Below are 26,882 nucleotides of genomic sequence, written 5' to 3'. Positions count from 1 at the left end.
AGCACGGGCTCCTGTGCTTCTATGTTAATGGGAGGTCAGCCAATTCAATACGCGGTTCCCGGTACCTTTCAGGCTTTCCCAGGCTTTGAAGGCGGCCTTCTTGGCCGTGATGGCAATTTTTTTGGCTGTTTCATACACCGCCTCCCCGAATTTGGAGCCGGCCGTATAAGCGACCATCCCGCCGACGAAGCCGCCGATTATCGGTCCGGCCACAGGAATCCAGGATAACGCCGCAGCTCCAATCGTCGCACCGGCCGATCCCCAACCGATACCATATACCATGGAGGTCGTCGTGCGTCCCATCCGGTCAAGGCCTTGGCTGGCGGTTAATTGACCGGCGGTGACTTGGCCGGCTATTTTCACATTCTCAATGCCGACACTAACGATATTGGCAATGACTCCGATCGGTGTTCCTTTCGGAATGAGGGGAATCACACCCTTCTCCACCCCCGCAAACACGGCGCCTGCCGCAGCAGCCTTGATTCCGGCATCCGCCCCTGTTTGTAGAGCCAGTTCAATCGTCGCCCCGGGAGCAATGGACTCGCCGCGCATCATTTTGCAGGTGATATCCAGACCCGCCGTCAGCGCTGCGGCTTGAATGCCCGCTATGCCCGCCTGCTTCCCAATATGTTTCGCCAGCTCTTTGGTTTGGAAATGGTTCCAATTTTCCCGAGCCGCTTCTCCCCGGGCTTGAGCGGTGCGCTGCATTTCTTTAGCCTGCGGCTTGGTCAGCGGCTGACTGGCCGTCTGCACCTTATCGGTCTGACCGATGGAGCTGTCGATGCTTTTGCCGGGGAATGCTTTTTTGACCTCCGCAAGCTGCTCGGCCGGAACTACAAGACGCTGATTATTGTAATTGCCGGACCGAATCAATCTGATCGTGTCCTGTGCGGTAGCGCCGTATTTCATTTGATATTGATGCACAATGTTGCCGCCGCTATCGCGAATGACGACATCAAACGAATTTTTCCCGTAGGTTTGGCCGGGCGCGGGAGCCATAACCTCCGCCATGAACGGACTGCGCTGCAGCTTCGCGTTCATATTGAACGAATTCACATGGTGCTGCTCGGCCATAAAGCCGTCCAGATTCAGGCTCTGGCTGATACCGCCGTCCCGATTCGTAATGACACGCTTCATCTGCAAATTGGATTCATAAATGAAGCGATCCACGGTAGACAAATAGGCACCGAATTCATTGATGCTGACTCCGACCGAAGCCTCCTGCACTTTTTTGGCAAACCATTGCTCCTTCGTGCCCCCGTTCTCAATCGTTTCGTCCAACGAGCTCAAGCGCTGGGAGAAGCTCTCGATTTCCTCCATACACTGGCCGGCCAATTGCGCTGCCTCATCGCCGCCCAGGGACGGAAGCTCCTCCTTCAGCTGCCGCTCCAGCCAGTCCCGATCGTTCATGTCCTCCGGCTTCCCGGCGTAGGAGGCGAGAAATCGTCTTGTGATCCCTCCCAGCTCCGCCGCCTGCTCTTCGCTAAACCCTTCCATGTCCAGCATCCGTTCGCGCAATTCATCCGTGTCCTGGTCCTTCATATCCATTCAGGCTTCCCCCTCCTCCACATATCAGCTACTTGAAGCATTTTTGAATTTCCGGGTTTCATATTCCTTCGTCATTTTTTCAAGCGGCTCTCTCATAATTTCAGACAACGAATGCGTATTGTGAATGGCTTCGATAATGTCCTGCGTCCGCAGTGACGACTTGCCAGCCGTAAACACGGCTTCAATGCTCTCCTTCACCACGCCTTCGATATCCGCCCCGCTGTATCCCTTCGTGCGCTTCACCAGCTCGTCAATCCGAATGTCCGGAAGGTCCGTTTTGCGCCGCTTGCCGATATGAATCTCAAATATTTTTTTCCGCTCCTCCTCGTTCGGGAGGCCGACATAAAAAATTTCGTCAAACCTGCCCTTTCGCATCAGCTCCGGCGGCAGGTTCAAGATGTCGTTGGCGGTGGCGACAACAAAGGCTGCGCTCTTCTTCTCCTGCATCCAGGTCAAAAAGTGTCCGAACAGCCTCGTCGTCACCTCGGCCCCGCCGCCGCCCTCCTTGATGCCGGCAAAGGCTTTTTCCAGCTCATCAATCCAGAGGACGCACGGGGAAATAGCTTCGGCAAGTGCTATCGCCTTACGCATTCTGGCCTCGGATTCGCCTACGTACTTCCCGAGAAGCCGCCCCATATCCAGGCGCAGCAATGGTACGCCGAGCAGCTTGGCCGCCGCTTTGGCATTCAGCGACTTCCCGCAGCCGGGAACTCCGGCAATTAAGACGCCCTTGGGCATATCAACACCGAATTGCGCGGCCCGCTCCAAATCGCGAATGACGGCCGCCTTTTTTTTCAGCCAGGACTTCAGGCTTTCAAGCCCGCCGATGTGATCGAAATCCTCCTCGGATTGAATCATCTCCAGAATACCCGATTTTTTGACGACCTGCCGCTTTTGGTCCAGTATCAATTCCAGACTCTCGTGGCTTAATTTCCCGCTGCTCGCATAGGCCAGGGAAACGATATTTTTCATTTCGTATTCAGTCAAGCCCTTGAATGCCGCCGCCATTTCCTCCAGCAGCGCAGAGCTCAGAGCAATGTAATTTTCTTCTGCGAAGGCTAGAATCATGTCGCGTATCTCACCAAGTGAAAGCGGGTCCGTATTAAAAATCGTAATGTGCTGCTCCAAATCGGGCGGAAGCACAAGCACCGGCGATACCCAAATAACCGTCGCCTGAATGCGGCCCGACAAAATATGGTACGCGATATTTTTGAGGATGCTGATTACACGCGGATTATCGAAATAATGATGGCCGTCCTTAATCACTAGGATTTTGTGCTCCAGCTCCTCGGGATCAAGGAACAGCTGCAAAGCCTGTTCCAGGCCGCTGATGTGCAAATCACGGGGGGATTTGACCAGCTGGCCGGACCCGCAAAGACGCCAATCCCTGATTTCATTGGCCGCATCCCATTCCACCACATCCCGTGCGGCTGATTTGGCGACCGTTCCAATTAAATGATCGGCCTTCATCTCCTCGAAGGTTTCGAGGTAAAGCAGCGGATAACCCGCATCAATGCAGTGAAGCATTTTGGGGGATAGCTGTTCGGACGACATGATTTTTCCTCCAAATAGTAGTTATCATTTCATTCACATTAAATAAAGGTAAAAGATGGTTCCTGAGCTTCTATGTATTCCTCTACAGCATCTTGCTTCTCCATGCTTCGATAAAGCCGGCCTGCATCGACTGGAAATAGCGCTGGATTACGCCGTCCTGATATACGGCATCAAAAAATTGATTGGCACACTCCCTCAAGCTGGACTCCAATTCCGCCATGGGGAGCAAATAGTTGTACACCTTATATTCGGTTTCGCCGAACAATCCCTTTTTGGTCTTCGTGATGTCAAAGTGGGTCATCCGGTTGATCAAATGATGATACGGGACCAAGTGCTTCGTATAATCAAAACGATGATCAAGGAACTCTTCCATGCAATCCCTTAAGTCCCCTTCGATGCTGGTGTCGCTCCGCTGCTCGCTTCCGGCATGCAGTGTGACCAGATAAGCAGATGACTTGCCAATGACTGAAGGAATTGGAGCAGCCTTCAGCTCGACTTGAGGTACCTTCCGGCCGTGGGTGGCAAACAGCTTTTCCGTTTCCTTCTGAAACGTTTTCAGCTTCCTGACCATTTGCTCCGCGTACTTTTTGCTGAGCAGCTGGGTAATGCGCCCGCTTTTATTGGACTGAAAAAAACCTTCGGCATCCGTGTACGCCCGCCTTAGACGGTTATTCGCGGCTTCCTGCGCCTCCCGCTCCGAATGAAACCGAAAGCTGGAATCGTAAGACATATCCAATTCCGTGTTGGCTGTCTCTTTTCCCAAGCCGGTACCCAAAAATTTCTGAATTAACGCCCCAAGCTCCTCCATAAAAAATGTTTGCGAGCGTGCCGCAACATTTTGTGCAGCCTCGATTTTGTTGACCTTGTTCATGTCCACATTGAGTCCGGCCGCATACAGCTCCTTCAGAAGCCGGACCTGTCCCGCTTCATAATAAGGCGTATAATCATAGCCGCTGCTTTCCAGCTCCTGCAGCAGTTCATCCGTCACCAGGGGACTCCCCTCCTGCTCCGCTTCAGACAAGCTGCGACCGGCATTCACTTTATTGCCCGTTCCGGCAGTGGGTTTACCGTCCTTCTGATGCCCTGCTTCGGCGGCTTCCCCCTCATTCTGCACCTCAGCCTCAGGCGGAGCCGGGTGATACACCGGCAGCTCGATATCCTGGAACACAATCCCCTTTGCGGCAAATGCATCCGGATCGGCCGGTAAAAGCGTGATTTGGGGACGATTCACACCGATATAGACGACGTCCGGGAACGCATCGGTCAACCGGAATTCGCTCCCTGCCAAATGAATCTGCGGATTGCCTGCGGCGTGAATCCCCTTCAACCGCTCGTCCAGCTCTTCCTGTGAGAACACAAGCTGAAGCCCGCTCAGCACCTCGGACGGGACTTGAAATAACGCACAAAGCCTGGACGGCAGCTCCGCACGCTCACACGTATGCAGTACGGCCAATTGCTCATGCAGCTCGCTGTATCTCCGCTGCTCCAGCCACATAGCCAGCCTTCCGTCCAGGAAATACCCCGTTATTTTCACCGGATCAAAGAACGCGATGACTTCCTCCAGCGTCCTGGCTTCTTGACCGTCTCGTAATCGTAGCGGAAATCGGACGATTCGTTTCGTCATTCCCTGTCACTCCTTATCATAAACCTGGTACATGAGCTGTATTTGTCGTTTCAATTCCTCGCGTAAAAAATCCGGCCCCAGCAGCTCGGCATGTTCCCCTTGGCTGAGCAGCCATATCAGGCAGCCTCTGCCGAACACCTCCGCTTCAATGACCGCCTCGCTTCCGGTTTGGCTGATTACCTTGGCCGTCGGGAACCGATCCAGCACCGCTTCCAGCGAGCGTCCCCTGTATACGAACTTCAGCCGGATCAGCTCTCCGCCATGCATAAACTGAATGCGCTTTTTGAGCTCCCCGTCTTCGAAACGGCGGTATTCATACCGGCGGCCGAGCAGCTTGAACCTTTCGATGCGGTCCACCCTGAAGAAAGCCGGGTCTGTGTATTCCGCATCCTTAATTTGAGCAATCAGGTAAAAATAAAATTCCGAGAAAACGACCGCCAGCGGATAAACCGTGCGCTGACTGCGGCTGCCGTCCATTTTGACAAAATCCAGCTCAATCGTTTCTTTTCTCAAAATGCATTGTCCGAGATCCCAAATCATTTTCAAGACCGGCTTCCCGTGTGTTAACGCCTGATAATGAAACTTCTCATTCATGACCAGCTCTTTGATGGCCCGCTGCTCCGGCTTGGAAACCATGGCGCTGACGGCGTCCAGCAGCCCTTCCATTTCCGCCTTGCAAAACGCGCGGCTTTCCAGCAAAATTTTGACCAGCGCGAACACCTCTACCGGAGTGACCCCGGTATCGTCCGGCTTTTCCAGCCTGTAGCCCTTCTCCTGATAATCATAGAGCACATGCTCCCCGGGATATTGATCGGCTATGTAGGCGCGCACCTCATCCATGTCCCGCTGAACCGTTTTGGGGGTTACGCCCCACTCGGCGATCAGCTTGTCCTTTCGCAGCAGGCTGCCCTTGCGCAGCCGGTCATACATCGACAGCACACGCCCGGCCTTGTTGTCGCTGCGTTCCATCTGTTCTCACCACGCTTTCCCGATTCTTCCCTATCATACCAAATCAGATGGACAATCGTTGTCCATCTGATTCATAATTTATATGAATGTTGTTCTCCGATTAATCCACCCGGAACACAGGTCCTTTTGGCACAAAGGGCAGATGATGCCCCCTTGGAAGCAAATACGCGTGGTCCCGTTTGACAGCGACTTTATGGCAGAAGCGGCTTCATGCACTTCCTAATAGAGGAATTTTTCTCAGGCGTGCGGCATTGGACATGAGACAGCATGCCGCCATACGTCGGAAAACAGCGGCTTCGCCCATTTTTCCTATGTTAATCACCATGTCATAAGACCCTTCATAAACTAACCTTGACTGTATCCCTGCACCTTGTAACACAACAGCCTAGGCAAGGAGGGGTGGCACACATTGAAGGGCAGCGATCATAACAATATCTTGACCAATCGGGAACGCGAAGTCTTTGAATTGCTGGTTCAGGACAAAACAACCAAAGATATCGCTCAACAACTGTTCATCAGCGAAAAGACTGTGCGAAATCATATTTCCAATGTCATGCAAAAGTTGAATGTGAAGGGCCGTTCGCAAGCCGTTGTCGAGTTAATCAAGCTCGGCGAGCTCAAAATCTGACGATGCGGTCCCTGACCCTTCCAACCGGCAAGCCTCCGTTGGCGTCCGTCTGTTTCTGACAGGCGGCGGAATGGGGGTTTTTTGTATTGTCACTGTAGTGTCATAAAAAGCTTCATGTGCCATCACTGCTTAGATGAGTTGTTGTATCATTTGGATTGTAATGAGATTTCGGAAAAAAAACCAAGCGAATGCTAATTTTAGGCATCGCTTGGTTTTCTTTTTTATTGATCGAAGTATTGAAGCTGCTCATTACAGTCTGCAATTCTTGCATGTTCAGCTTTTGGATAGCCAAGCCAACGGGTCTTTTGGGAACACCACCAGCAGGAACAATGAATCTTTCCTTTAGCGAAGATGCCGTTATGTTTGACGAACCATCCCCACTGATTGGCTAATCGTTTTTTGCGTTGAATGACCCGCTTCCTATGATGTCGAATAATGGCTCGACTGCGGTTACTTCTAAAAGGCTTCATTACCGTCACGCTCCCTTGGGATAAGGCTCAGCCCGCAGGAGGTTCAAGGGTATGACTTCTACGGGCAGAGCGTGAGGGCAATCTTAATCTCGTGTAAAGACATAGTATCCCTCCAAGAAGAACAATCAATCGGAGTAATGAATCCGCATCGTTTCAAAATCAACCTTCCATTTGGCTTTCATCATAAAATCAATGCCGAGTATTCCATCGAAGCCATAAGGCTCTTGAACTGACCCGAGCTGGACGGGGAAGGTTTTGAGTTGAACATGCTCAACCCTAAAATGAGGAATGACCTGTTCATAGCAGACTTCACTTGTTCCGCCTACCCCGTACATTCGTTTGGCTCTGCCATGAATGAAATCAATGTGAATGCCTATTCGAGAGAGCAAATCCGTATCAAATATCGTCGCGGCACATCCTGTATCGAACAATACATCCGACAATTGAATGCTCTGGTCGTTATGCATTAATGTTAAGGAGACAACGGGCAATCCATTGTGGAGACGTATGTTCATGTGTGTCGCCGCACGCCTGAGAAAATTTCTTCTACGACCTTTACATCGGTCCGGCTGGTATGGAAAACGTACAGCTCTCGCGATGGATATAACTTGTGAAAGTGTTTGTATCCGCTCCAGGCTTCTTGTGGAGTGTCGTAATCTTGTATAACAGTCAAGTCTTCAAGATGGCGTAAATGATGGTTTGAACTTGCTTTTAAAGCTTCTACCAATACAAAACGGCTCGGATGTTGTTCCATAATTTGTTCCCATTTCATCCGCCTCACCTCGCTTGATCGTTTGGTTTGATTATAGCATAAGTGCTTGATGAAATTTCAGGCATGATTCCATTCAAGGTAGTGCGTTTTGGAATTGACTCTTTCTTTATGTGAATTCATGCTACTTCGGAAGCCATATAGTACCGGTGTTATCGCCGTAAGATGTAATATTTAATATGGTTATTTATAAATTCTATGCCGACCCATGCACAAAGAAATACAAACATGCAGAGTATAAAACAAGATCCAATGCATCAACCTATTCTCGAAACAGGTCATCCTTACGTGTGGAGGGAACAGCAGCCTATGAATTTCAAAATTGTAATGGTGAATATTGTAATCCTGCTCATCATCATTGCCGGTCTTGGCACCGGGGTGTATTACTACAACCAATCGGCGAATTTCGTGACAACGGATAACGCGCATATCGACGGGCAGCAAATTGCTATCGCGGCTCCCGCTTCCGGCAAGCTGACAGAATGGAACGCGCATCTGGGCAGAGCTTATAATGCAGGTGATAAAATCGGCACCATCCAGACGGCCTCCGGCGCCGCGGCCGCGGCTGCGGGTGAAGCCGCGGCCGCACCGGGCAAAATCAACATTGAAATTCCCGTCAACGGCACCATTGTGCAGCAGTCGGTCGTCCCCAACAGCTTCGTCTCTCCCGGAACGGTGCTTGCGCGCGCTTATGATTTAAACAATCTGTGGGTAACGGCCAATGTGGAGGAGAAGGTGTACAATTCGATCAAAGCCGGGCAGACGGTAGATGTGTATGTGGATGCTTATCCGGGAACAACGCTTACCGGCCGGGTCGATACGATTGGACAAGCAACCGCCGGAAGCTTCTCTCTGCTTCCAACCTCGAACACAACCGCCAACTATACCAAAGTGGCGCAGGTGCTGCCGGTCACCATTTTGATGGACGGCTATAAGGGTGTGTCCCTGGCGCCGGGGATGAGCGTCAAAGTGCGGATTCATATCTAGGAGGAATCTTCCTTGGAGAACATATCCATCGGCAAAACGCTGACTACCCTTATGCTCGGCGCGTTCATTTCGATTTTGAACCAGACCTTAATCAATATCGCCCTGCCGCACATGATGACCGATTTCAATATTTCGGCCACAACCGCGCAATGGCTGACAACCGCTTATATGCTGGTAAACGGCGTGGTTATCCCGATCACCGCTTTTCTGATTGGCACATATGGGACACGGATCCTGTTTTTGTCGGCCATGCTGTCATTCACGCTGGGATCGCTTGTTTGCTCGCTGGCCCCAACCTTCGCGGTGATGCTGATCGGCCGGGTGATACAGGCAGTGGGCGCTGGCATGATGATGCCGCTGGTGATGAGTGTGTTTCTGGCTGTATTTCCTCCGGAAAAAAGAGGCTCCGCCATGGGAACCATGGGCATCGCCATGATTTTCGCCCCCGCCGTCGGACCGACTCTGGCCGGCTGGATTGTGGAGCATTATACGTGGCGAATCCTGTTTATAATGATGATTCCGCTTGGATTAATAGACATTCTTCTGGCGCTTCGCTGGCTGAAGGATGTGCTCAAGCCGACTCATCCTGTGTTTGACTCGTGGGGGGCGATTTTCTCCACGATCGGATTCGGTACGCTCCTGTACGGGTTTAGTGAAGCGGGAAGCCATGGCTGGAGCAGCTTTACGGTTATCTCCTTTTTGTCGGTCGGTGTGCTGTTTATCGGGATTTTCATCTGGCGGGAGCTGTCCATCGATCAGCCGCTGCTGGAATTTCGGGTGTTCCGGTACAATATTTTCACCCTCACGACCATCATTAACGCCGCCATCACCCTGTCCATGTTCGGGGGCATGATTCTGCTTCCGATTTATTTGCAAAATATACGCGGCTTTACTCCCCTGCAATCGGGTCTGCTGATGCTGCCGGGCGCGATTCTCATGGGGATTATGTCCCCGGTTTCAGGCGCCCTCTTCGATCGGATTGGAGCCAGGCCGCTTGTTATTGTCGGTCTTCTCATTACCGGGATTACGACCTGGGAGCTGACGAAGCTGACTTCAAGCACAACGTATTCCAGTATTATCTGGATCTATACGATTCGCAACCTCGGGATGTCGCTGCTGATGATGCCGGTGCAAACCGCCGGGCTGAATCAAATTCCCCAGCACCTGAACTCCCACGCCACCGCAATGTCCAACACGATGCGCCAAATTGCCGGGTCGATCGGGACGGCCCTGCTGGTCACCGTCATGACGTCCCGTTCAACGGTTCATCAAAGCGATTTCAGCAACGCAATCGCTGCAAGCAACACGTATATCTCGGGCGCATTCCAGTCCTTGTCGACCACAATGGCGGCCGTGAGCGGGCTTCCCGCCGAAGCGGGGTCGGCCCTTGTAATCCAGACGCTCTACGGGCTGACGATGAAGGAGTCCACAATCAAAGGCATCAATGATGCCTTCCTGGTAGCTCTTCTCTTTACAGCGCTGGCGCTTGTCCTGTCCCTGTTTCTCCGGCGCGTCAAGCACCCCAAAACAACGGAGGAAGCCGCCTCGCCTGCACCCGAGCTTCCGCAGGAGACCGGTTAAGCATGGGGTTCAGTCAAGAGGTCGATCTTACGGCGACTTCTAAATAACAAAAACGGGCGCCGATGCTCGCCGGCTATACCCGTTTTTGTTCATGTCCAAGCTCGTTTATTGTCCGCCAGCGCCCGCCTCTACAAGCAGAGCTTCAGCCGACACCGTCCGGTTTCTTCCCGTTTCCTTCGCTTTGTATAACGCCTGATCCGCAAGATGAAATAAAGTATCTCTGGTCTCGGCCTGCGACGGATAATGAGCCACCCCAAGCGAAACGGTAACAGGCCGCTTCAGCGGATTCTCGCTCTCCATCGTCAGGATTCGAATGCGTTCAGCCGCTGTAATGGCATCGGCCAACGCTGTAAGCGGCAGCAGCACCACGAATTCCTCGCCCCCGTACCGGCTGCATACATCCCCCGGCCGAACGGACAGTGTGATCATCTCCGCCAAATATTGCAGTACCGTGTCTCCCACCGGATGACCGTACGTATCATTTATCGATTTGAACCGATCAATGTCAAGAATAATCAAGCAAAACGGAGTCTGATCGTCCATCCACTGCTTGATGATCGCTTCCAGCGTCCTGCGGTTTTTCAGACCGGTCAATGCATCCGTCATCGCTTCATGGGTCAGCTGCGCCTTCTGTACCTTCATCCCGTTCAAGGTCAGGGTAATCGTTTTGGTCAACAGATCGGCCTCCCTGTTCCAGTGCGGCGCGGTTTCCGGCAGAACGGCATCCTCATGCCCCATTCGGCTCACATAATTCGCTAGCGACACGAACGGCCTGGCTAACTGGCGGGCGAGCCAAATCGTTACCAGCATCAGTACCATAAACGGAAATAACGTATAGAACAGCAGCGAACGGATATGATGGTTCAATTGCCGATTGACTTCCTCCAGCGGGGAAACGACGACGATGCCCCAACCCGTCTCACGGACATAGGAGTAGCCAGCCAGCAGTGTGACCCCTTTCGTATTCACTACAAGCTCTGATCCGCTTTGACCCTGAATCAGCTTATGGACTGCCGTATTCACGCTTACATTTTCACCCAGCCTGGTTTTGTCCGGATGATACAGCAGATCCCCGTCGGAATTGACCACATAGAAATAGGAGCCTGTCTTCTCAAAGGACTTGTTCCCGAAAATCATATTCAACACGTTGTCATCCTGCAAATACATAGTACCTGCGATAAAGCCCCGGTACGCTCCATTCCGGTCGAATATCGGTTCAGAAATGAGCACGATAAGCCTTCCTGTAGAAGGGGTCGTATATGGTTTGGAGATATACGATTTCCGCTGTGCCAAAGCATCCATGGCCGCCCCGGTCGTTAGCTTTCTTCCGGCCGCTCCGAGCGAGGAAGGAGCTAACGTCCGAATGATCCCGTTCTCATCAGAAATAAACATCGAATTGAAATAATTGCTGCTGTTACGGAACATCTCCAAAGACTCGTTCAAATCAGGAGTATCAACCAGCGGCCGGTTGGAATAATAGGCAGCCATATTTTTCAAGCTGCTTCTCATAGAGGCAAATAAAGAGTCCATGGTCTGGCTCATCTTGGATGCGCTCGAATAATTCAGGGTCAAAGTCGTATTATAGAGCGACTGCTTCTGGGATTGATACGAAGCGATAAGCAGCATCGTAAGTGTAAGCACCACGGACAACGTAACCAATCCCGTCAAAAGCGTTGTCAAGCTGATATGCTTTGGTATAGCGGTAATCCTGTTCGACACAGGCACAAAACACCCTTCTTTATCTAGATGTCAAGACTTTGTTGGTAATTTTAATGTAATTCGACGTTATCCGACATTTCCCTTTATTTTGTTCTGAATTTAGTCCGGATGATAATTCATGTCATTATTAGGATATATTTTAAAAGTGCAATTGAAAGAAAGTGATGCATGGAAGCCATGATAATTCCGCACCAATACATGAGTGGACGACAAATACCCATGGCTTACTGCCGTGTTCGTGACAAAAATAAAGACAGCCTCTTCCGGAGTAAACCCCGTCATGGCTGTCTAAAGGCATATTCTTGATTTGACGCAGGACTCGTGCTACTCCATATGCTCTGCAATGAGCAGCAGATCGGCTTTGCTCACGTCCGGTGAAGCGCTCGACAGCGTGTAGATGATTGTCCGGCCGCTTTCCTGCTCCAGCCAGCTGAGGTCCTTCATTTGCCCGGTTTCGCTAAGCAAGCTGCTGCTCTCCGACACAAAATAGGCTGCATGGCCCCAGACGCTCACTTTCTCTGCAGCTGCAGAGCCGCCCCGCTGCAGCTCCACATGCAGCTCTTTGTCCTCTACAGGAAGCAGATGGTAACGCAGCTCGATTTGTGCCCCCCGATCGTTGCTGTACAGTAGGCCCGGCTGTTCGGGAACAGCGACGGCGGCATGCTGCCAGGCCATTCCCTGTCCACCGGCGATTGCTTTCTTCTCCAGCGCTTTGCGGGCTTGCTCCCCCGCCTCCACATCAAGCGTTCCGCTGATTGGAGACTGCATTTCCCCTCTCGTAAACACAAAGCCTTCCGGCAGCATCGCCGGGACTTTGATGGCTGTATACTTGCTTTTTACATGCTGCTTCCAATCTGCAAGCGACGGATATGCTTCCGGATTCGTAATCAGGATGACGCCAGGAAGCTTCCGGTCAGCGAGCTGCCGGTTATATACCCATGCCGATTCCCCCGGTTGAAGCCCTGAACGGACTTCGTCCCAGCTTGACCGGACAGCAGCTCGTATATCCTCCGGTAAATCGAGCTGCGCCGAAGCGGCTGTCTGCATCGAGACGCTCCCCGAATACAACGAGTACAGCCAGCCTGACGCGTAGGCCGCTCCCGTAAATACGAACAAGCTTACCGCTACAATCGCAATCCGCAGCAGCGGCCTTCGCGCCAGCAGAACGATTCTCCGCTGTGATGACTGTGAACCCTCCGTAATGAGCGCCCCGATTGCGGCGTCCAGCTTGTCCGGATATTGTAATGTCTCCGCATACTGCTTCAAGCCCAGCTTTACTTGACTTTCAATGGACATGAGCCGATTCCTCCTTTACCTGTCGAGAAACAGATCGTTCCGCATACCCACGCAGCTTTTCCAGAGCGGCATGATGCCTCGATTTTACAGTCCCTACCGGAATACTGAGCAGCTCCGCGATTTCCTCAAACGTTTGCTCCTGATAGTAACGCAGTACAATGACACTTCTCAGCTTAAAGGACAGCCGGTGTACAAAATCGGCTATCTCCAGCCGGCGCTCCCGCCTCAGCAGCACCTCTTCGGAATTCGGCGCCGCTTCCATTGCTTCAAGGTCCCGGCTGCGCTGCGCAATTCTAAATTTGCGCCACAGCCTGCGGTTCCAGCTTCGCGTCTGCCGGATGACAATCCCGGTCAGCCAAGCCTGAAACGGCCGATCCGGCCGGTAGGAGCCTATGGATTTAAACAGCTCCGCATACACCTCGCTGACCACATCCGGCGCATCCTGCTTGCTGCCGATGAGCAGCACCACAGTCCGGTACACCCGTTCCTTGGTCGCTTCATACATGCAGCGGTAAGCTTCCTGATTGCCCTGAAGCATGCCCGCAACCCATTCCTGTATTTGCGCTTCCGTCAACCTTCCAGCCCCCTCTCTTGGTTTGTCACTCTATATTGGTCCGAAAGGAAGAAAAGGTTCGGTTTCGTTTCACAATTTATTTGCCGGCAAGCCTGTCCTTACGCAGCCCGATACAGGGATCTGCGGACATGATGCCATATAATTCACTCCTGCTGACATAGGCTTGCCTTCTATGCGGCGGGTACAATGAACATATACATCCGACTTTTTGACAAAAAGGGAGAGGCCATATGACACACATCGGTCCGTTTATGGAACGAATCCGAAGCACGCTGCAAGCACACCGGCTGGAGGGCTGCGGAACGTACGCGCGTTATTTGCCCGTCTCCGCGAAGGACGAGGAGCGTTGGACAGACGTGTATGGAACGGCGGATGCCGCCATCATTTTGTACACCATGGATGAGCTGCCCCGCGATCCCGAGGAACGGACAGGATGGATTCTGAACCTGCAGGGCTATCAGGAACCGGCGACCGGCATGTTCCGCGGACAAAAGCACCATGAAATCCATAGCACGGCGTTTGCCTTGTCGGCGCTGGAGCTGTTCGATGCAGCAGCTGCCCACCCATTGACAAAACTGGTGCCCTTGCAGGACCCGGCGCAGCTCTCCAGCTTCTTAAACGGACTGGACTGGGTGAACAAGCCCTGGTCCGAGTCTCATCTGGGAGCAGGAATTTACGCCTGCATGGTGCTGTCCGGCGCTGCGTCTCCCGCATGGGAGGAGGCTTATTTCCGCTGGCTGTGGGACAATGCCGATCCGCAAACCGGCTTGTGGCGCAAAGGCTGCGTCGCGGACGAGGCATTTGCGCCGCTAGGCGCTCCGATTTTCCACCATCTTGCAGGCAGCTTTCATTACTTGTTTAATCAAAATTACCGCAAAAAGCCGCTCCGCTACCCGGAGAAGCTGCTGGATACGGCGCTTTTCCTTTATAAGCAAAACGCTCTCGATTATAACCCGGAAGCACTGTCCTACTTCGAGGTGGACTGGATATACACCATCGGCAGCGCTATGCGGCAAACGGATCATCGGCTTGAAGAATGCCGGGCGGCAATGGTCCAAACCGTCAAGCCGTTCCTCGCTTATATCGATCGGCTTGGTGCCAAGCCGGAGGAGCCCTTGCCCGACCTGCACTCCTTGTGCGGAGCCATCAGCGGACTGGCCGCGATCCAGCAGTGGCTGCCGGAGCTGGTTCAGACCGATCGCCCTTTGCAGCTGGCGGTAGACCGCAGGCCGTTTATTTAAAAATCCGGGGAATGTGTCCAGCAGCCAAAGCATGAAGAAAGCCGCGGACGGGAGAATACGCCAAACCGGGTGCTTCGACATCTTGATTAACCATGTGGGGATTCTTCAAGAGCAGTCGGACGGGACGGGGCTGTTATCTTGAGCATAAAGAAACTAAGCGCAGCCGTGACACAGCCAAGGGTGCCTACCAGCAGAAATCCGTCCCGCAGCGTTAATAAATCTCCGGCCAGCCCCATGACAAGCGGCCCCGCGAACATCCCAAGCCCGTAGATCGCCTGGTAGAAGCCCATCGCGGTTGCCCGCCGGCCGGAGTCCATATGCTTAATGCTGAGCGACATCAGCACCGGTGTCGTAAAGCCGCGGCCGAAGCCGGCGACAGCCTGCGTTGCAATAAGCAGCCATAACGAGCCGGTAACGGGAATCAGCAGGGTAAATACGCCGCTAAGCACAAATCCAAGCACGATCACCTTTCGTTCGCCCAGCCTGCGGGCCAGCACCGCACCCCCAATCCACGAAGCCAGCGCCGTCGGCAGTGTGGAGAAAAAGGTCAGAAGCCCCATCTCCAGCTTCGTCGCGCCGAGCGCTTGCGCATACACAGGGGTAAACCCGAATACGGTGGCGAACATCAGCAGCTGAAACAAAATCGCCAGAAAGGACACCGTCAGCAGGGTCCGGTCCTGCGAAACTTGTACAAACCCCTTTACAGTTAATTTCTGCGCGCCTTCCTCGAATTTTTCCACAATGAAAAACGCTCCGATCATGCCGATTATACCTACCGCCGCTCCGATCAGAAACGCGCTCTCCCATCCGTAGCGCTCTGCGAACCAGCCGCCGCACAGAATGCCCAGCATTTGGCCGAGGGAATTGTAGACAGTTATCGTGCCCATGGCCCGAGTCGTGTCGTTTACCGCATAGTAGCTGGCAAATAATATGGTGAAATCGACCCAGGTCGCTGCCGCCGCGCCAGCAATAATCCGCAACAATAAAATCCAATTCAAATCCTGCGACAGTAAAATGCCGGCTCCGGCAACAACCGAGAACACCATACCCAGAATAATGAACAGTTTACGCTTATGTATGCGATCGGATACGACGCCAACCGGGATGCGCAGCAGCATTTGGCTAAGTCCGTACATGCCGACAATGAGACCCGCCATCTGGCCCGACGCTCCGAGGTCCATCACATAGGCGGTCAATATCGGCACACAGGTGTACATAGAAAACCAAAATAACAACGTGACGGCACAAAATAACGGGATCCGGTAACCGGATGGTGGAGATTGCATAGTCCAAGCCTGTCTCCCTTCGGATGTTTATTGTGTATCATGACGGCTCTTCGCCGGATTGTAAGAAAAACTTCACAAAAGCAGCAACAGCAGCTCCACCTGGTACAGGTGGGCCGCCGTTGATTAGTGTAAGCCGCTCTTGCTTTGCTTCCTCTTCATCTGTAAGGTTCAACCCTCAGATGCCGTCTCCGTAAAAATAGTCCTTATACTTATAAACGATTCCGTCATCCGCCATATGGCCGGTCTGCCCGTCTCTGCTCAGCTTCACCCGGAAGCCGAGCCGCTCCTTAAGATGCACCAGCGCAATCCCCACCGCAAGCCCGGACAGCATCAGCATCATCGGATGCACATGGGCAAACAGCAGCAGCGCCACCGCCAGCGCAGCTGTAATGCAGGTGGACACATCCAGCAGCGCCGTTCGGGCAATACGAATCGCAGCAAGTACGATCATCGCAGCCACCGCCGCGCGAATGGCTTCAAAGGCGGCAGCGATTTTGGGGTTCTCCCCGAATGCGACGAATCCGATGCTCAGCGCCAGAACAATAAGAAATGTCGGCAGCGTGATACCGAAAACAGCAATCATCGCGCCCGGCAAGCCGCCCAGCCGGAAGCCGATAAATGCGGCGGCGTTGACGGCAATTCCGCCCGGGGCTGCGCCCGCAACAGAAATGACATCCCCCATCTCCTCCGGCTTCATCCATTTGCGCTTCATTGTCATTTCCCGCTCCAGCACCGGAATCATCGCATAGCCTCCGCCGAATGTGGCCGGGCTAATACGGACAAACGACATCCAGATGTTAAACAGCTTTTTGGCAGTAACAAGTGTCGTCCCCTTCACTGCAAGACCCTTCTTTCCGTATCCCTTTTCTTCTAGTATAGCACAGCATGCCCCGCTTGGCTGTCCCGATTTTTGCCTGCAAGCGGCCGGAGGCAGGAAACGGGCGAATGGACTGCATTCGGTATCCCCCCGGCGGCGTGTGACGGCTAAGGCCATACGCCGGACCGCCGTGACGGCAACTCTAAGCAGTGATCGTCCGGCAGAATACATATGCTCTACTGGGGGTTATTGGCTCCTTGATACCATGCATATTTGCCGTGCAGCAGGTCAAAATGGTAACAATCTACCAAAAGCCGGGGCATGGTCATGCCCGGATTCCATCCCGAATGCAAACTGCATCATAGACCGGTCGCCGCCGTAACCCAGCCGCCTCGGGCCGCATCCGAGCCTCGCTGCTTTGCAACGACCGGGATTCGCTGGACCCGGTATTTGTTCTTGACGGACTACGTTGCTTTTGCTCTTAATATTGCGCTTACAACGTTTCATTCGGAGCTTTGTCTCTTGTATATTGGCGGGTGTGGCGATTTTCGCCAAAAAAGCTCTGATTTATAGTACAATGTAGAAAATCATTCCACACCGTTCGACAACGACATCAAAGAAACAGGGGATTGACAGATGCTGCGATATTTATTGAACAGGGTGAAGCTTACTCCGCCGCGCGTGCTGGCCGCCGGCTTCCTGATTATTATCTTCATCGGCACCGTGCTGCTTTCCTTGCCGGAGGCAGCCGCGAGCGGGCAGCCGCTCCATGTTATTGACGCCCTGTTTATGGCCACCTCGGCGACCTGTGTGACGGGACTGTCCGTCGTGGATACGAGCACGCAATTTTCGCTGTTCGGGGAAATCGTCTTGCTGGCGATGGTACAGCTCGGCGGGCTCGGCTTTATGACAACCATTACCTGGATATTGCTGGCCGTAAAAAAGCGGATCTCGCTGCAGGAGCGGCTGATTCTCAAAGAATCGCTCAATCAGGAACACATGGAGGGCATTTTACGTCTTATTATTCGAGTGTTCCTGTATTCGATTACGTTCGAAGGAGCGGCCGCTGTATGCTTCGCCTTACGGTGGTCATTGGAGATGCCTTGGGGACAAGCCGTGTATTTCGGCCTTTTTCACGCCGTATCGCTATTCAATAACGCCGGGATCGAGCTGCTGGGCGGGCTTCAGCCCTACGTCAACGATCCCGTCATCAATGTGGTGTCCATGCTGCTGATTCTGTTTGGCGGGATCGGATTTATCGTCATTTCCGAGCTGATTGAATACCCGAAAACCCGCAGATTGTCCCTCCACAGCAAAATCGTCCTGTATATGACAGGACTTCTCACGGTTATAGGGGCTATCGTTATTTTTATTTTTGAATCTACGAACAAGGCTACGCTGGGGCCGCTGGGTCTGGATACGAAGCTGCTTGCGGCGCTGTTCCAATCCGTATCGCTCCGCTCCGGGGGAGTGAACACGATCGATATCGCCGGGCTGCGGGAGGCGACGCAATTTTTCATGATTATCATGATGTTTATCGGCTCGGCTCCGGGCTCTACCGGGGGCGGTATCAAAATTACCACCTTCGCTATTCTTATCGGCGCCCTGCTCTCCATGCTGCGCGGCAAGCAGGATGTCGTCCTGCTGCGATACCGCATTCCGTCCGGCGACATTCACCGTGCGGTCATGCACACGATGATCGGCGTGTTCCTGCTCGTCATTGCCGCCATGCTGCTTTCCGTGGTGCAGGATCAGCACTTCCTGATGCTGCTGTTTGAGGCCGCTTCCGCCTTCGGGACCGTTGGCCTGAGCATGGGGCTGACCGCCCAGTTGACGCTTGCCGGAAAAATGATTATTATCGCCATGATGTTTATTGGCCGGATCGGCCTCGTAACGCTTGCTCTCGCGCTGCAGCCCAAGCCGAAAAAGGAGCTGTACCGCTATCCGGAGGGAAGCATGATTATCGGCTGATTCCATTCATACCACGCCTTGAGGTGACTAACGATGAAGCATTATACGCTATATGTATCCATTCATGACTATTCCAAAATTATAGCCGCCATTTTAGATGCTTTCGACGATAAACAAGTGGAAACCGCTGAGGATGGGCTGCAAGTCACCGTAACCGACAAAAAATGGTTCAGCAGGCAAACGCTCAAGTTTTCACTGAGAACCCGGGACAGCGATCCCAAAGCATTTGAAACGATGATTGACGGAATGTTCACCTATTATGATGAAATCCGGACGAAGCATCAGGCAGTTCAGCAAAAGCTGCTCATGCAAATTTCGGCGTTGAACGCGGCTGTCGGCATTTTGTCCACCAAAGACATGGATGAGCGCACCTTTGACAGACTGCTGGAAATGGCTGCACAGCTTCACGGTATGCTGTTTATCGCGCCGGGAACGATGCTGGATCACCGGGGAAAGCTCATTTTGGATGACAAGGGGCATTCGGAGCTCACCGATTTCCGGCCGGATGTCACGACAGAGCTGCCTGAGGCGCAAAAAAAGCTGACCCGCTCCGGGGAAGACCGGAAGAATAAGACGGTGCAGCTGCTCCGCAGCCAGGGTATCCCGGTCAACGAGCATTTGCCGGCCATTGTGGGAACGGAGGACGCCGTCATCCGCTCCAAGGAAGGCATTGCGCAGCGGGCCGTCGCCCTCGGGATCGTCTCCCTGTATGCGGGCAGTCTGGCCGACAACGGAGATATCCAGCAAGAGCAGGAATACACGCGCCAGGATATCGCGCAGTACGGTTCACTATCGTTTTTTACAAGCCAGGAGCTGCGCTTCCTGCAAAGCGATAGCCCGGATCGGGCGGATATCATTCAGTTTGTATGGAGATACGAGGGGTTTTGGGTTCTGCTGTGGGCGCTCGGGTATGTGCAGGAATTGGACTTTCCGGCTGAGATGTGCGATGCTCAGGCTGCCATACGCCTTCTGCAGCAGGCCGGAGATTACAAAACCTTCTGTGAACAGGCGGTCGTCCGATCAACAGAGGAAATTCTCGATGAGGCCGACCTGATTTACCGCTACCACTGGGCCTGCGTCAACGGCCGGCTGAACAACCAGCCATCCCCCGGCGGCCTGAACGACGGAGTCGTCGCCGAGCGGCACCGGGCCTTAAACTGGCTCATCCGCTATTTAAGCGCTGAATGGGACGACGTCCGCACAGATACATAACCGTTAATAAACACTGCATGCCTTAGAATGTAGTATTCCGATGACAAAAATACATGCTCATTATTCATAAAGAAAAACAGCCTTCCGCGCCGGCAAACGGCATTGTTGCTCGCGGAGAGGCTGTTTTTTAACGATCAAGCAGGTCATTTCAACCCGCAGGGCTAAAGCTCAGGAATGGGGATGCAAGCGTCGGTTTGGAATGCATTGCATTGCTTTAATGCATTGCTTTAATGCATTGCTTTAATGCATTGCTTTAATGCATTGCTTTAATGCATTGCTTTAATGCTTGCTTGGGAACAGGCGCTGCACCATAGTGCCCAGCTCCTGCATGAAGCCTTGCACCGGATGGCCCTGCTTGACATGCTCCGCATAAGTACGTACCCGGTCAACGAAATCGGCGTTTGCCGAGACATATACATTTTTCACGCCGGGGGCCAGCTCCCGCACCTTGGCTGCAATCGCGTCCTTCACCTCCGGCGTAACATCCCCCACCGGGGTCACTCCGCCTTGCGGGTTCGCCGCAGCGCCATCCGTCTTCTGCCCCACTCCGACATAGGCATCATCTCCAGCCAGCAGCACGTTTGCCGAATGCACCTGGTTCATGCCTACGATCGCATCGGAAATCCGCTTGCTCAGGTCTGCCGCATCATTCGGATTCATCTGCATGTACAGGCCGTGTCCTGTTGTACCGGTGCTGTACCCCGCCTGGTTCACCGTACCGTCATCCATCCGCGGTCCGGCTCCGCCGTAAGGTGATGTCAGCCCTGGCCCGCCGTTCATCTCATTTGGGCCCAGAAAACGTGAATTTAAGCTTTTCATACGCTCCGTGCCCAGCCGGGTATCATTTAAGGCCGGATCATTGGCGCTTTGTCGTTCCATTTGCTTGGCATTATACTGGCTCTTGGCATTCATGCCCGTTTGACAACCGGTTTGGGTCAGCAGCAGGCAGCCGGTTAAGCCGGCCGCAATCCATAGGAGCTTTCCGGGTTTCGCGTAGCGATTCATGTGAGTTCAACTTCCCCTTCCTATTGGTATGATGACGGGAGAGTCGGGTCTATAAGCAGCGTCCTGGTTCGGAAGCCCCCTTGGACATGCAATCGGAGGCTGCCGGCCAAGGACACGTAATGAACCGACTCGTTCTAGGATGGGGAAAGCAGGTCACATTCATGCATGCTACCGGCCTACAAACTGCTGGGTAAACATTTTGCCGCATTGACCGCCGTTGACAATGCCAATGCCGATATGGGTGTAGGAGGAATTCAAAATGTTTTCCCGGTGCCCCTGCGAATTCATCAGTGCGGCATGAGCCCTCTCCACGGTCTGATTGCAGGCAATATTCTCGCCTGCCGTCTGGAACGAAATGCCGAAGCGCTTCAGCATGTCGAATGGCGATCCGTAGGTCGGCGAGTCGTGCGAGAAATAATTTTTATCTACCATGTCCTGGCTTTTCAGACGGGCGGTTTGAACAATCGCCATATCCGCTTGCAGCGGGGACAGCCCGGCTTTTTGCCGCTCCGCATTCACGAGATCCAGCATTTGCTGCTCTTCCGCTGTTAACCCGGCAGCCGGAGGCTGGTTCGGCACGTTAGGTTGTTCCGGTATGCCCGGCTGCTCCGGCGGCGCTGGCGGAGGTGTCGGCACGGGTGTCGGCTGCGGCACAGGCACCGGCTTAGGCGTTGGCGCAGGCACCTGCTGTTTGGAGATTTTGGCGTTTCCATAGGCCCACAAAAGAGACTGCAGCGTTTGATCGTCCATCACTCCGGTCACCTTCAAGCCATATTTTCGCTGAAACCGCTTGACGGCCTCTTCTGTGTATGTACCGTAGTACCCTGTAATATTCGCTGCTGTATAGTAGCCGAGTGATTTCAGCATCCCTTGCACAGCATATACATCCGGGCCCTGTGCCCCTTTGCCAAAGGACGCCGCGGCTGCGGTCGAGCCCAGGAGCAGCATGACGCTCAGCAGCAGCGCCGTCACAATCCGGCCGGTTCTTCGTTTCACGGGAATCATTCTCCTCTGTTGGTTAGTTCCCCCTTTGCGGGTCAGAGATAGCTTGCCCCACTTGACGCGGCCGAATTCGAACCAGCGCCATTTTTTCGGAGAAGCCCTTCATTTCCGCTTCAAAGTGCTCCTCTTCGGCTCTATACGAAGCAAGCACGGACCGCACCGCCGGCTGATCGGCGCAAGCTTGGCTGATTACCATATCTCCGCCCAGGCTTTGACCCTGATTGCGTGCGGCCAAATTGACGGTCCGGCCAAAATAATCGAGCCGGTCATTGGAGCAAACGGCAATCGCCGGACCGTTCTGCAGGCCAAGCTTAATGGCAATACGTTCACCCGGAGGCAGCCCGTCATGAAAGGACGCTACATGCCGCTGAATGTCCAGTGCGGCCATAACCCCCTGCTCCGGCTTCTGGAAGACGGCCATGACGGCATCGCCAATCGTTTTGACAATCGAGCCCTGATGCTGCTCAATATGTCCGGCCAAATAGGCAAAGTGCCTGCGGACCTGTCCATACGCTCTGGCATCGCCCACCTGTTCATAAAAGGAGGTGGAGCCCGACAGGTCACTAAATAGCACGGTCACGTTCTCCACGCCTACCTGTTCCCCTGGAGCAAGCACCTCGGAGGAAAACATCGCCCGGAATTCCGGCAAGGTCGTCACCTTGGCGGCTGTCACAACAAGGTCCTCCCATTCGGAACGTTCCAGGGCGATAACCGCAGCGGCAGCGGAACCATTCTCTAGCAGCAGGGCCTGCCCCGGAACAGTTTGAACCGGCTCTGCAAGCCGGAATTGCCCGTTGTACCGAATAAGAATCGGCGGGCTCCCGTAAGTGGAAGCCGCCAGCTCCCCGCGGCTCTCCCCCGGCTCCGATTCGGGCCAGCCTATGTTCACATGAACGGTATGATTCTGTTTTAGAACACGAAGCCGCAAGGTTTCTCCCGGCGCATCGGGAATGTACAGTGTAACCTGCTGCCCCGGATTCAAGTACGCTTGAGCGTGAATATGAGGGCTCAGACTCGGACCGCCCACACAATAGGTTTGTTTCACCGCCCGTCGGATGACCGGATGTACGGAAAAGCACAGCTCCACGTGCTTATCGAAGCCGGCTTCATAAGTAATACCGCAAAAATCGCAGTGGAAAAGACGGCGGATTCCCGCAAGCGATCCGGTGTCCGCTTTGGATACGCGGCAATTGGGGCACAATAAATGCCAGCTTAAATTCGTAATTCCCGTATGGGTGGCATACAAAAACAAACGAAGCGTCTCCTCCCGGCTGACATTCCACTGATCCGCCAGCACATAGGGCCGCATATCGATGACCTCATCGTCCCCCGCCTCCCGCAAATGTGCGCCAAGCAGGGGAAGAAGACGGCGCGGCAGCGGGAACTCCGACAGCTTCAGCAGCAGACGGCGCAGCTCGTCTACATTCACAGCATCCCGTTGCCGGGGCTGCGGAAGACGTGCTATTGCAGGAAGCGGATCTGACGCGCTGTGCAAGGGAATCTCCTGTGCCGCTTGCCGCTGGAAGGAGAAACCGGCTTCTGCCCCGGCACCGGCCTCCTCGCGTGCAAGTCCGATTTCACTGCCGGCAGGCGCCAAAGCGCTGCCAACAAGCCGGGTCCCTGCTGTTTCCTGTACAAAGCCGGCAGGATTGATTTCCAAATACCGGGTTAAATAGGCCAACGTATTCTTCATCGAGGCTTTGCCTATCAGCGGCACGGCAAGCCGCCCCAGCAGGCCCGCCGATTCAAATTGTGCAAATAACCTTACGATTGTTCCTGAAACCTCGCCTTGCCGTCCCTCTGCGGGAGGCGGCGCGTCAAACAGCCGGATTCCTCCATAAAAGCTTCGCAAAGGCCCGCCTTCATACAAGCGCGTCACTGCATAGGATTCGTGCTTCACCCATTCAAACGGATACTCCTTCCAGCGCATCGGCACAAGCCCGAAGGCCTTGGCGGCCGCCCGGCGGTATAAGCCTGCCTCCCCTTGCTCGGCTGCATCGAACAAAACCGGGAATAATCCGATGACCCGGTTCAAATGATCCGTATGACTGAGCAGCTCCCACACCCGCTTGCGGGGCAGCGGGACGCTCTCTTCCATAACATAGGTTCTATTCCGTGACATCCAGTGTTCCTCCTGATGATGCAATCCATCATATCGTTGTTTCTTATCCTCATTCCTGCTTCCGCACCAGAGCCGTCCTGAACTCCGATCCCACAGGATGCACCCAAGCATAGGAAGCTAAAGCAGGCGGCAACACATGCTATCGCGCATCTCCCTGCGGAAGGTGCCACATGAACCACATGCTCCGGGCTGGAACAGCGGGCACATGCTGCCATGCCCGGCGGCGGTGCAGTTCAAGCTATACTTTTCGACACCCGTCCTTCATTTCCCTTTGCTTCCCCTTATTTGTTGCAGCAGCAGCTTCGTTATGTCAGTCAAATGTCCTGTCCGGCACGTCAACACATTTCATGACACGGCGTTGTGGCCTTTACATTTATAGTTGTACAAAAAAACAGCCCTTTTCCGATTGCAAAAATCATCGAAAAAAGGCCGTCAATCGATTATCTTAGCTTCCACCCATTGCAGGCCCTCATCAGCGAGCATCGATTCTACCCATCGAAAATCGCGCTTTTTGAGAATCACCCACGCATGTTTAACGATACTAAATCAAGTCTGATTTTTTCAGCAGCCGTTCTACCATCGCAGCGACTTCTGCTCGGGTAATATACGCTTGGGGAGCAAGCTCTCCACCGGCTCTACCTGAAACAATCCCGGCCCCTACACTTTCCGTGATGCCGCTGGCCGCCCAGTCGGAAGCTTCCGCCGCATCGCTGAACGAGTGCAGTACATTCGCTGCTGCATTCGCTGCTAGTCCTGTAACCGTCATCGCCTTCGCAAGAATCACCATCGCTTGCTCGCGTGTGATCTTGTCATTCGGACGGAACGTTCCGTCTTCATATCCGTTGATTAAGCCGTATGCATACGCAGTATGAATCGCGCTGCTGTACCAATCGGACACCTGCACATCCGAGAAGACCGCTGACCCGTCCTCCAGCTTCAGACCTAATCCCCGGACCATGATCGCAGCAAACTCCGCACGGGTAATCTCTCGATCAGGACTGAACACGCCGTCTCCCGTTCCGTGGATAACCAGCCGCGAGCCCATGTTGTTCACTGCTTCTTTGGCCCAGTGACTCGTTACATCGGTAAACTCCAGCGGGTGCCATATAATCGAATAGGTGCTGTTGGTCAAGCTCTTGATTTGGGCAGCGTATGTCCCATCCTTGGCAACAACTTGGGTCGGGACATGACGCACCGTGCCATCCGGGTCTACAACGACACCGGTAGTGATCTTATTCGGGTCGGTGCCATCGGGCAAGACGATGGTACGTTCGACATACGTACTGAATTGTGTTACCTCCACTGTACGATCTCCGTACACAGCAGTCACCCTGAATTCAACCGGAGGAGCTGCTAGATCAAATTGACCTTGTACCGCCGCCTGTTCAACCCTGCGCAGCGTATCCGCCAAAGGAGCCGCAATTTCAATCCGGATCTTGATATCCTGCAGCTCGACCTCCTTACCGATCCTTTCTGAGATCGAATCCATGTTCATTTGCCATGCGGGTAGCGTGTACGTTGCCCGCCCGGTATGAAGCTCCACTATTGCTTGCTTCGCTTCCATCTGCTTGACGATGTTCCCGTTGAACTCGGCAATGAAAGCGTCGCTTTCCATCGTCAAAGGAATCGTAATGACCGTACCCGGCCCCTCTGCTTCCAAACGGAGTAGCAGCTTCTTGTCATCAACGGCAATCGTTACGGTCTGCTGTCCATTTACGTCCTTCGTTGTTGCTGTACCGGCATTTTCTACCCTGCCGTTCACGAGCACATTGACTCCTGTATTCGATGCCGGAGTAGAAGTCTGGCCCGAGGAGCTGCTGCTGCTGGAGGAGCTGCTGTCGCCATCAGAGGAGCTTCCGCTGTCCTCCGAAGGCGCTCCCGGAGTGACTGCATTGGATTCGGAGGACAATTCACTATGTCCTACAGCATTGATCGCAATGACCTGAAATGTATATCGCTTCCCGTTGATTAAGCCTGTTATTGTCATTGGGCTTGCTGTTCCGGTCACCGTTATGTTGTCTGGCAATACGATCACCTTATAGCCTGTAATGGCGCTCCCGCCATTTTCCGTAGGGGGGGTGAAGGTGATGACAGCTTGTCCATTACCGCCAGCCGCCGTTACATTCGTCGGTGCCCCAGGAGCTGAGGGCAAGGTCACAAAGCTGGAATTTAAGCTCTGTACGCCATTCACGCTCTGTATCGCATAATACGTGCTTCCTGCCGTCAAGCCGCTGTACCGCCATATGCCGGCCCCTTGATCCGCCGGGCTGCTCGAAATCAGGCTCCCGCCCTCATCATACAGCGTCAGCGTGGCCCCGGTCAGTACATTGCTCACGTCGACATAACCGATTCCTGCTGCCGCTGCCGGGGTCCGCAGGCTCACACCGACAAAATTGGAGTTGTCGCTTTGCTCTACACCCACGGTCTGTATGACGTAGAAGCCCAGGCTATTCGGCACGACGCCTTCGAAGGTGTACGTCGCTGACACTACGTTCTGCGCCGTTGCC

At 53.7% G+C, this 26,882-nt stretch carries 21 protein-coding genes; 6 read left to right on the top strand and 15 right to left on the bottom strand.

From position 1 onward, the window contains the following. Nucleotides 1-24: 24 nt before the first annotated feature. The 4 genes from WBG83_RS05720 to WBG83_RS05705 all read right to left on the bottom strand — a co-directional run bounded on the left by WBG83_RS05720 (nucleotide 25) and on the right by WBG83_RS05705 (nucleotide 5,695). Nucleotides 25-1,548, bottom strand: a complete 1,524-nt coding sequence (locus tag WBG83_RS05720; protein WP_336743458.1) for a hypothetical protein — start codon at nucleotides 1,546-1,548, stop codon at nucleotides 25-27. A 24-nt stretch (nucleotides 1,549-1,572) separates the two neighbouring features. Next, a complete protein-coding gene (locus tag WBG83_RS05715; protein ID WP_336743456.1) occupies nucleotides 1,573-3,102 on the bottom strand; it encodes an AAA family ATPase in 1,530 nt (509 codons plus the stop codon). A gap of 82 nt (nucleotides 3,103-3,184) precedes the next feature. Beyond that, nucleotides 3,185-4,726: a hypothetical protein gene (locus WBG83_RS05710; protein WP_336743454.1), complete on the bottom strand. Its 1,542-nt coding sequence runs from the start codon at nucleotides 4,724-4,726 to the stop codon at nucleotides 3,185-3,187. Between the two features lie 6 nt (nucleotides 4,727-4,732). Then, the gene (locus tag WBG83_RS05705; protein WP_336743452.1) at nucleotides 4,733-5,695 is read right to left on the bottom strand and encodes a helix-turn-helix transcriptional regulator; all 963 of its coding nucleotides are present in this window, start codon (nucleotides 5,693-5,695) and stop codon (nucleotides 4,733-4,735) included. A gap of 409 nt (nucleotides 5,696-6,104) precedes the next feature. Here WBG83_RS05705 and WBG83_RS05700 point away from each other — a divergent pair, with 409 nt between their 5' ends. Continuing rightward, nucleotides 6,105-6,323 carry a helix-turn-helix domain-containing protein gene (locus WBG83_RS05700; protein ID WP_336743450.1) on the top strand — a complete coding sequence of 73 codons (219 nt, stop codon included), beginning with the start codon at nucleotides 6,105-6,107 and terminating at the stop codon, nucleotides 6,321-6,323. Between the two features lie 595 nt (nucleotides 6,324-6,918). On the opposite strand, the gene WBG83_RS05695 is transcribed toward WBG83_RS05700, so the two are convergent. Beyond that, on the bottom strand, nucleotides 6,919-7,308 hold the full coding sequence (locus WBG83_RS05695) for a retropepsin-like aspartic protease (protein ID WP_336743448.1): 390 nt from the start codon (nucleotides 7,306-7,308) through the stop codon (nucleotides 6,919-6,921). Beyond that, complete coding sequence (locus WBG83_RS05690) at nucleotides 7,305-7,565, bottom strand: hypothetical protein (RefSeq protein WP_336743447.1); 261 nt, start codon at nucleotides 7,563-7,565, stop codon at nucleotides 7,305-7,307. Before WBG83_RS05690 ends, WBG83_RS05695 begins: the two co-directional genes overlap by 4 nt. 306 nt (nucleotides 7,566-7,871) lie before the next feature. Here WBG83_RS05690 and WBG83_RS05685 point away from each other — a divergent pair, with 306 nt between their 5' ends. Together WBG83_RS05685 and WBG83_RS05680 are read left to right on the top strand one after the other, a co-directional pair. After that, nucleotides 7,872-8,549 (top strand): HlyD family secretion protein, encoded by a 678-nt coding sequence (locus WBG83_RS05685; RefSeq protein ID WP_336743445.1) that lies wholly within the window; start codon nucleotides 7,872-7,874, stop codon nucleotides 8,547-8,549. Between the two features lie 51 nt (nucleotides 8,550-8,600). Further along, nucleotides 8,601-10,130, top strand: a complete 1,530-nt coding sequence (locus WBG83_RS05680) for a DHA2 family efflux MFS transporter permease subunit (RefSeq protein ID WP_442955800.1) — start codon at nucleotides 8,601-8,603, stop codon at nucleotides 10,128-10,130. A gap of 105 nt (nucleotides 10,131-10,235) precedes the next feature. Here WBG83_RS05680 and WBG83_RS05675 read toward each other — a convergent pair whose 3' ends face one another. From WBG83_RS05675 to WBG83_RS05665, 3 genes are all read right to left on the bottom strand, one after another. Continuing rightward, nucleotides 10,236-11,849 (bottom strand): sensor domain-containing diguanylate cyclase, encoded by a 1,614-nt coding sequence (locus WBG83_RS05675; RefSeq protein ID WP_336743441.1) that lies wholly within the window; start codon nucleotides 11,847-11,849, stop codon nucleotides 10,236-10,238. Between the two features lie 324 nt (nucleotides 11,850-12,173). Further along, nucleotides 12,174-13,145, bottom strand: coding sequence for a hypothetical protein (locus tag WBG83_RS05670; protein WP_336743439.1), 972 nt, complete (start codon nucleotides 13,143-13,145; stop codon nucleotides 12,174-12,176). Further along, on the bottom strand, nucleotides 13,135-13,719 hold the full coding sequence (locus WBG83_RS05665; protein ID WP_336743438.1) for a sigma-70 family RNA polymerase sigma factor: 585 nt from the start codon (nucleotides 13,717-13,719) through the stop codon (nucleotides 13,135-13,137). The genes WBG83_RS05670 and WBG83_RS05665 overlap by 11 nt, the downstream gene beginning before the upstream one ends. A gap of 230 nt (nucleotides 13,720-13,949) precedes the next feature. Here WBG83_RS05665 and WBG83_RS05660 point away from each other — a divergent pair, with 230 nt between their 5' ends. Then, complete coding sequence (locus WBG83_RS05660) at nucleotides 13,950-14,960, top strand: hypothetical protein (protein ID WP_336743437.1); 1,011 nt, start codon at nucleotides 13,950-13,952, stop codon at nucleotides 14,958-14,960. A gap of 86 nt (nucleotides 14,961-15,046) precedes the next feature. On the opposite strand, the gene WBG83_RS05655 is transcribed toward WBG83_RS05660, so the two are convergent. Next, nucleotides 15,047-16,246, bottom strand: coding sequence for an MFS transporter (locus WBG83_RS05655; RefSeq protein ID WP_336743436.1), 1,200 nt, complete (start codon nucleotides 16,244-16,246; stop codon nucleotides 15,047-15,049). A 175-nt stretch (nucleotides 16,247-16,421) separates the two neighbouring features. Then, nucleotides 16,422-17,084 carry a chromate transporter gene (locus tag WBG83_RS05650; protein ID WP_336743435.1) on the bottom strand — a complete coding sequence of 221 codons (663 nt, stop codon included), beginning with the start codon at nucleotides 17,082-17,084 and terminating at the stop codon, nucleotides 16,422-16,424. Nucleotides 17,085-17,699: 615 nt separating this feature from the next. On the opposite strand from WBG83_RS05650, the gene WBG83_RS05645 reads away from it, so the two are divergent. Both WBG83_RS05645 and WBG83_RS05640 read left to right on the top strand, forming a co-directional pair. Next, complete coding sequence (locus tag WBG83_RS05645; protein ID WP_336743433.1) at nucleotides 17,700-19,034, top strand: TrkH family potassium uptake protein; 1,335 nt, start codon at nucleotides 17,700-17,702, stop codon at nucleotides 19,032-19,034. 33 nt (nucleotides 19,035-19,067) lie between these two features. Beyond that, complete coding sequence (locus WBG83_RS05640; protein WP_336743432.1) at nucleotides 19,068-20,246, top strand: DUF4272 domain-containing protein; 1,179 nt, start codon at nucleotides 19,068-19,070, stop codon at nucleotides 20,244-20,246. A 279-nt stretch (nucleotides 20,247-20,525) separates the two neighbouring features. Here the strand turns inward: WBG83_RS05640 and WBG83_RS05635 are convergent, their stop codons facing one another. From WBG83_RS05635 to WBG83_RS05620, 4 genes are all read right to left on the bottom strand, one after another. Next, nucleotides 20,526-21,251, bottom strand: coding sequence for a YhcN/YlaJ family sporulation lipoprotein (locus WBG83_RS05635; protein ID WP_336743430.1), 726 nt, complete (start codon nucleotides 21,249-21,251; stop codon nucleotides 20,526-20,528). A gap of 168 nt (nucleotides 21,252-21,419) precedes the next feature. Then, nucleotides 21,420-22,247, bottom strand: a complete 828-nt coding sequence (locus WBG83_RS05630; protein ID WP_336743429.1) for a peptidoglycan-binding protein — start codon at nucleotides 22,245-22,247, stop codon at nucleotides 21,420-21,422. Nucleotides 22,248-22,269: 22 nt separating this feature from the next. Continuing rightward, entirely contained in the window at nucleotides 22,270-24,375 is a 2,106-nt protein-coding gene (locus WBG83_RS05625) for an adenylate/guanylate cyclase domain-containing protein (protein WP_336743427.1), read from the bottom strand. A 541-nt stretch (nucleotides 24,376-24,916) separates the two neighbouring features. After that, nucleotides 24,917-26,882, bottom strand: a 1,966-nt coding sequence (locus WBG83_RS05620) for an S-layer homology domain-containing protein (RefSeq protein ID WP_336743425.1), incomplete at its 5' end; no start/stop codon positions are given.

Source organism: Paenibacillus sp. y28 (genome assembly GCF_037137075.1).
Lineage (GTDB): Bacteria > Bacillota > Bacilli > Paenibacillales > NBRC-103111 > JBBBNV01.
This window is presented reverse-complemented; position numbering and strand designations above follow the sequence as displayed.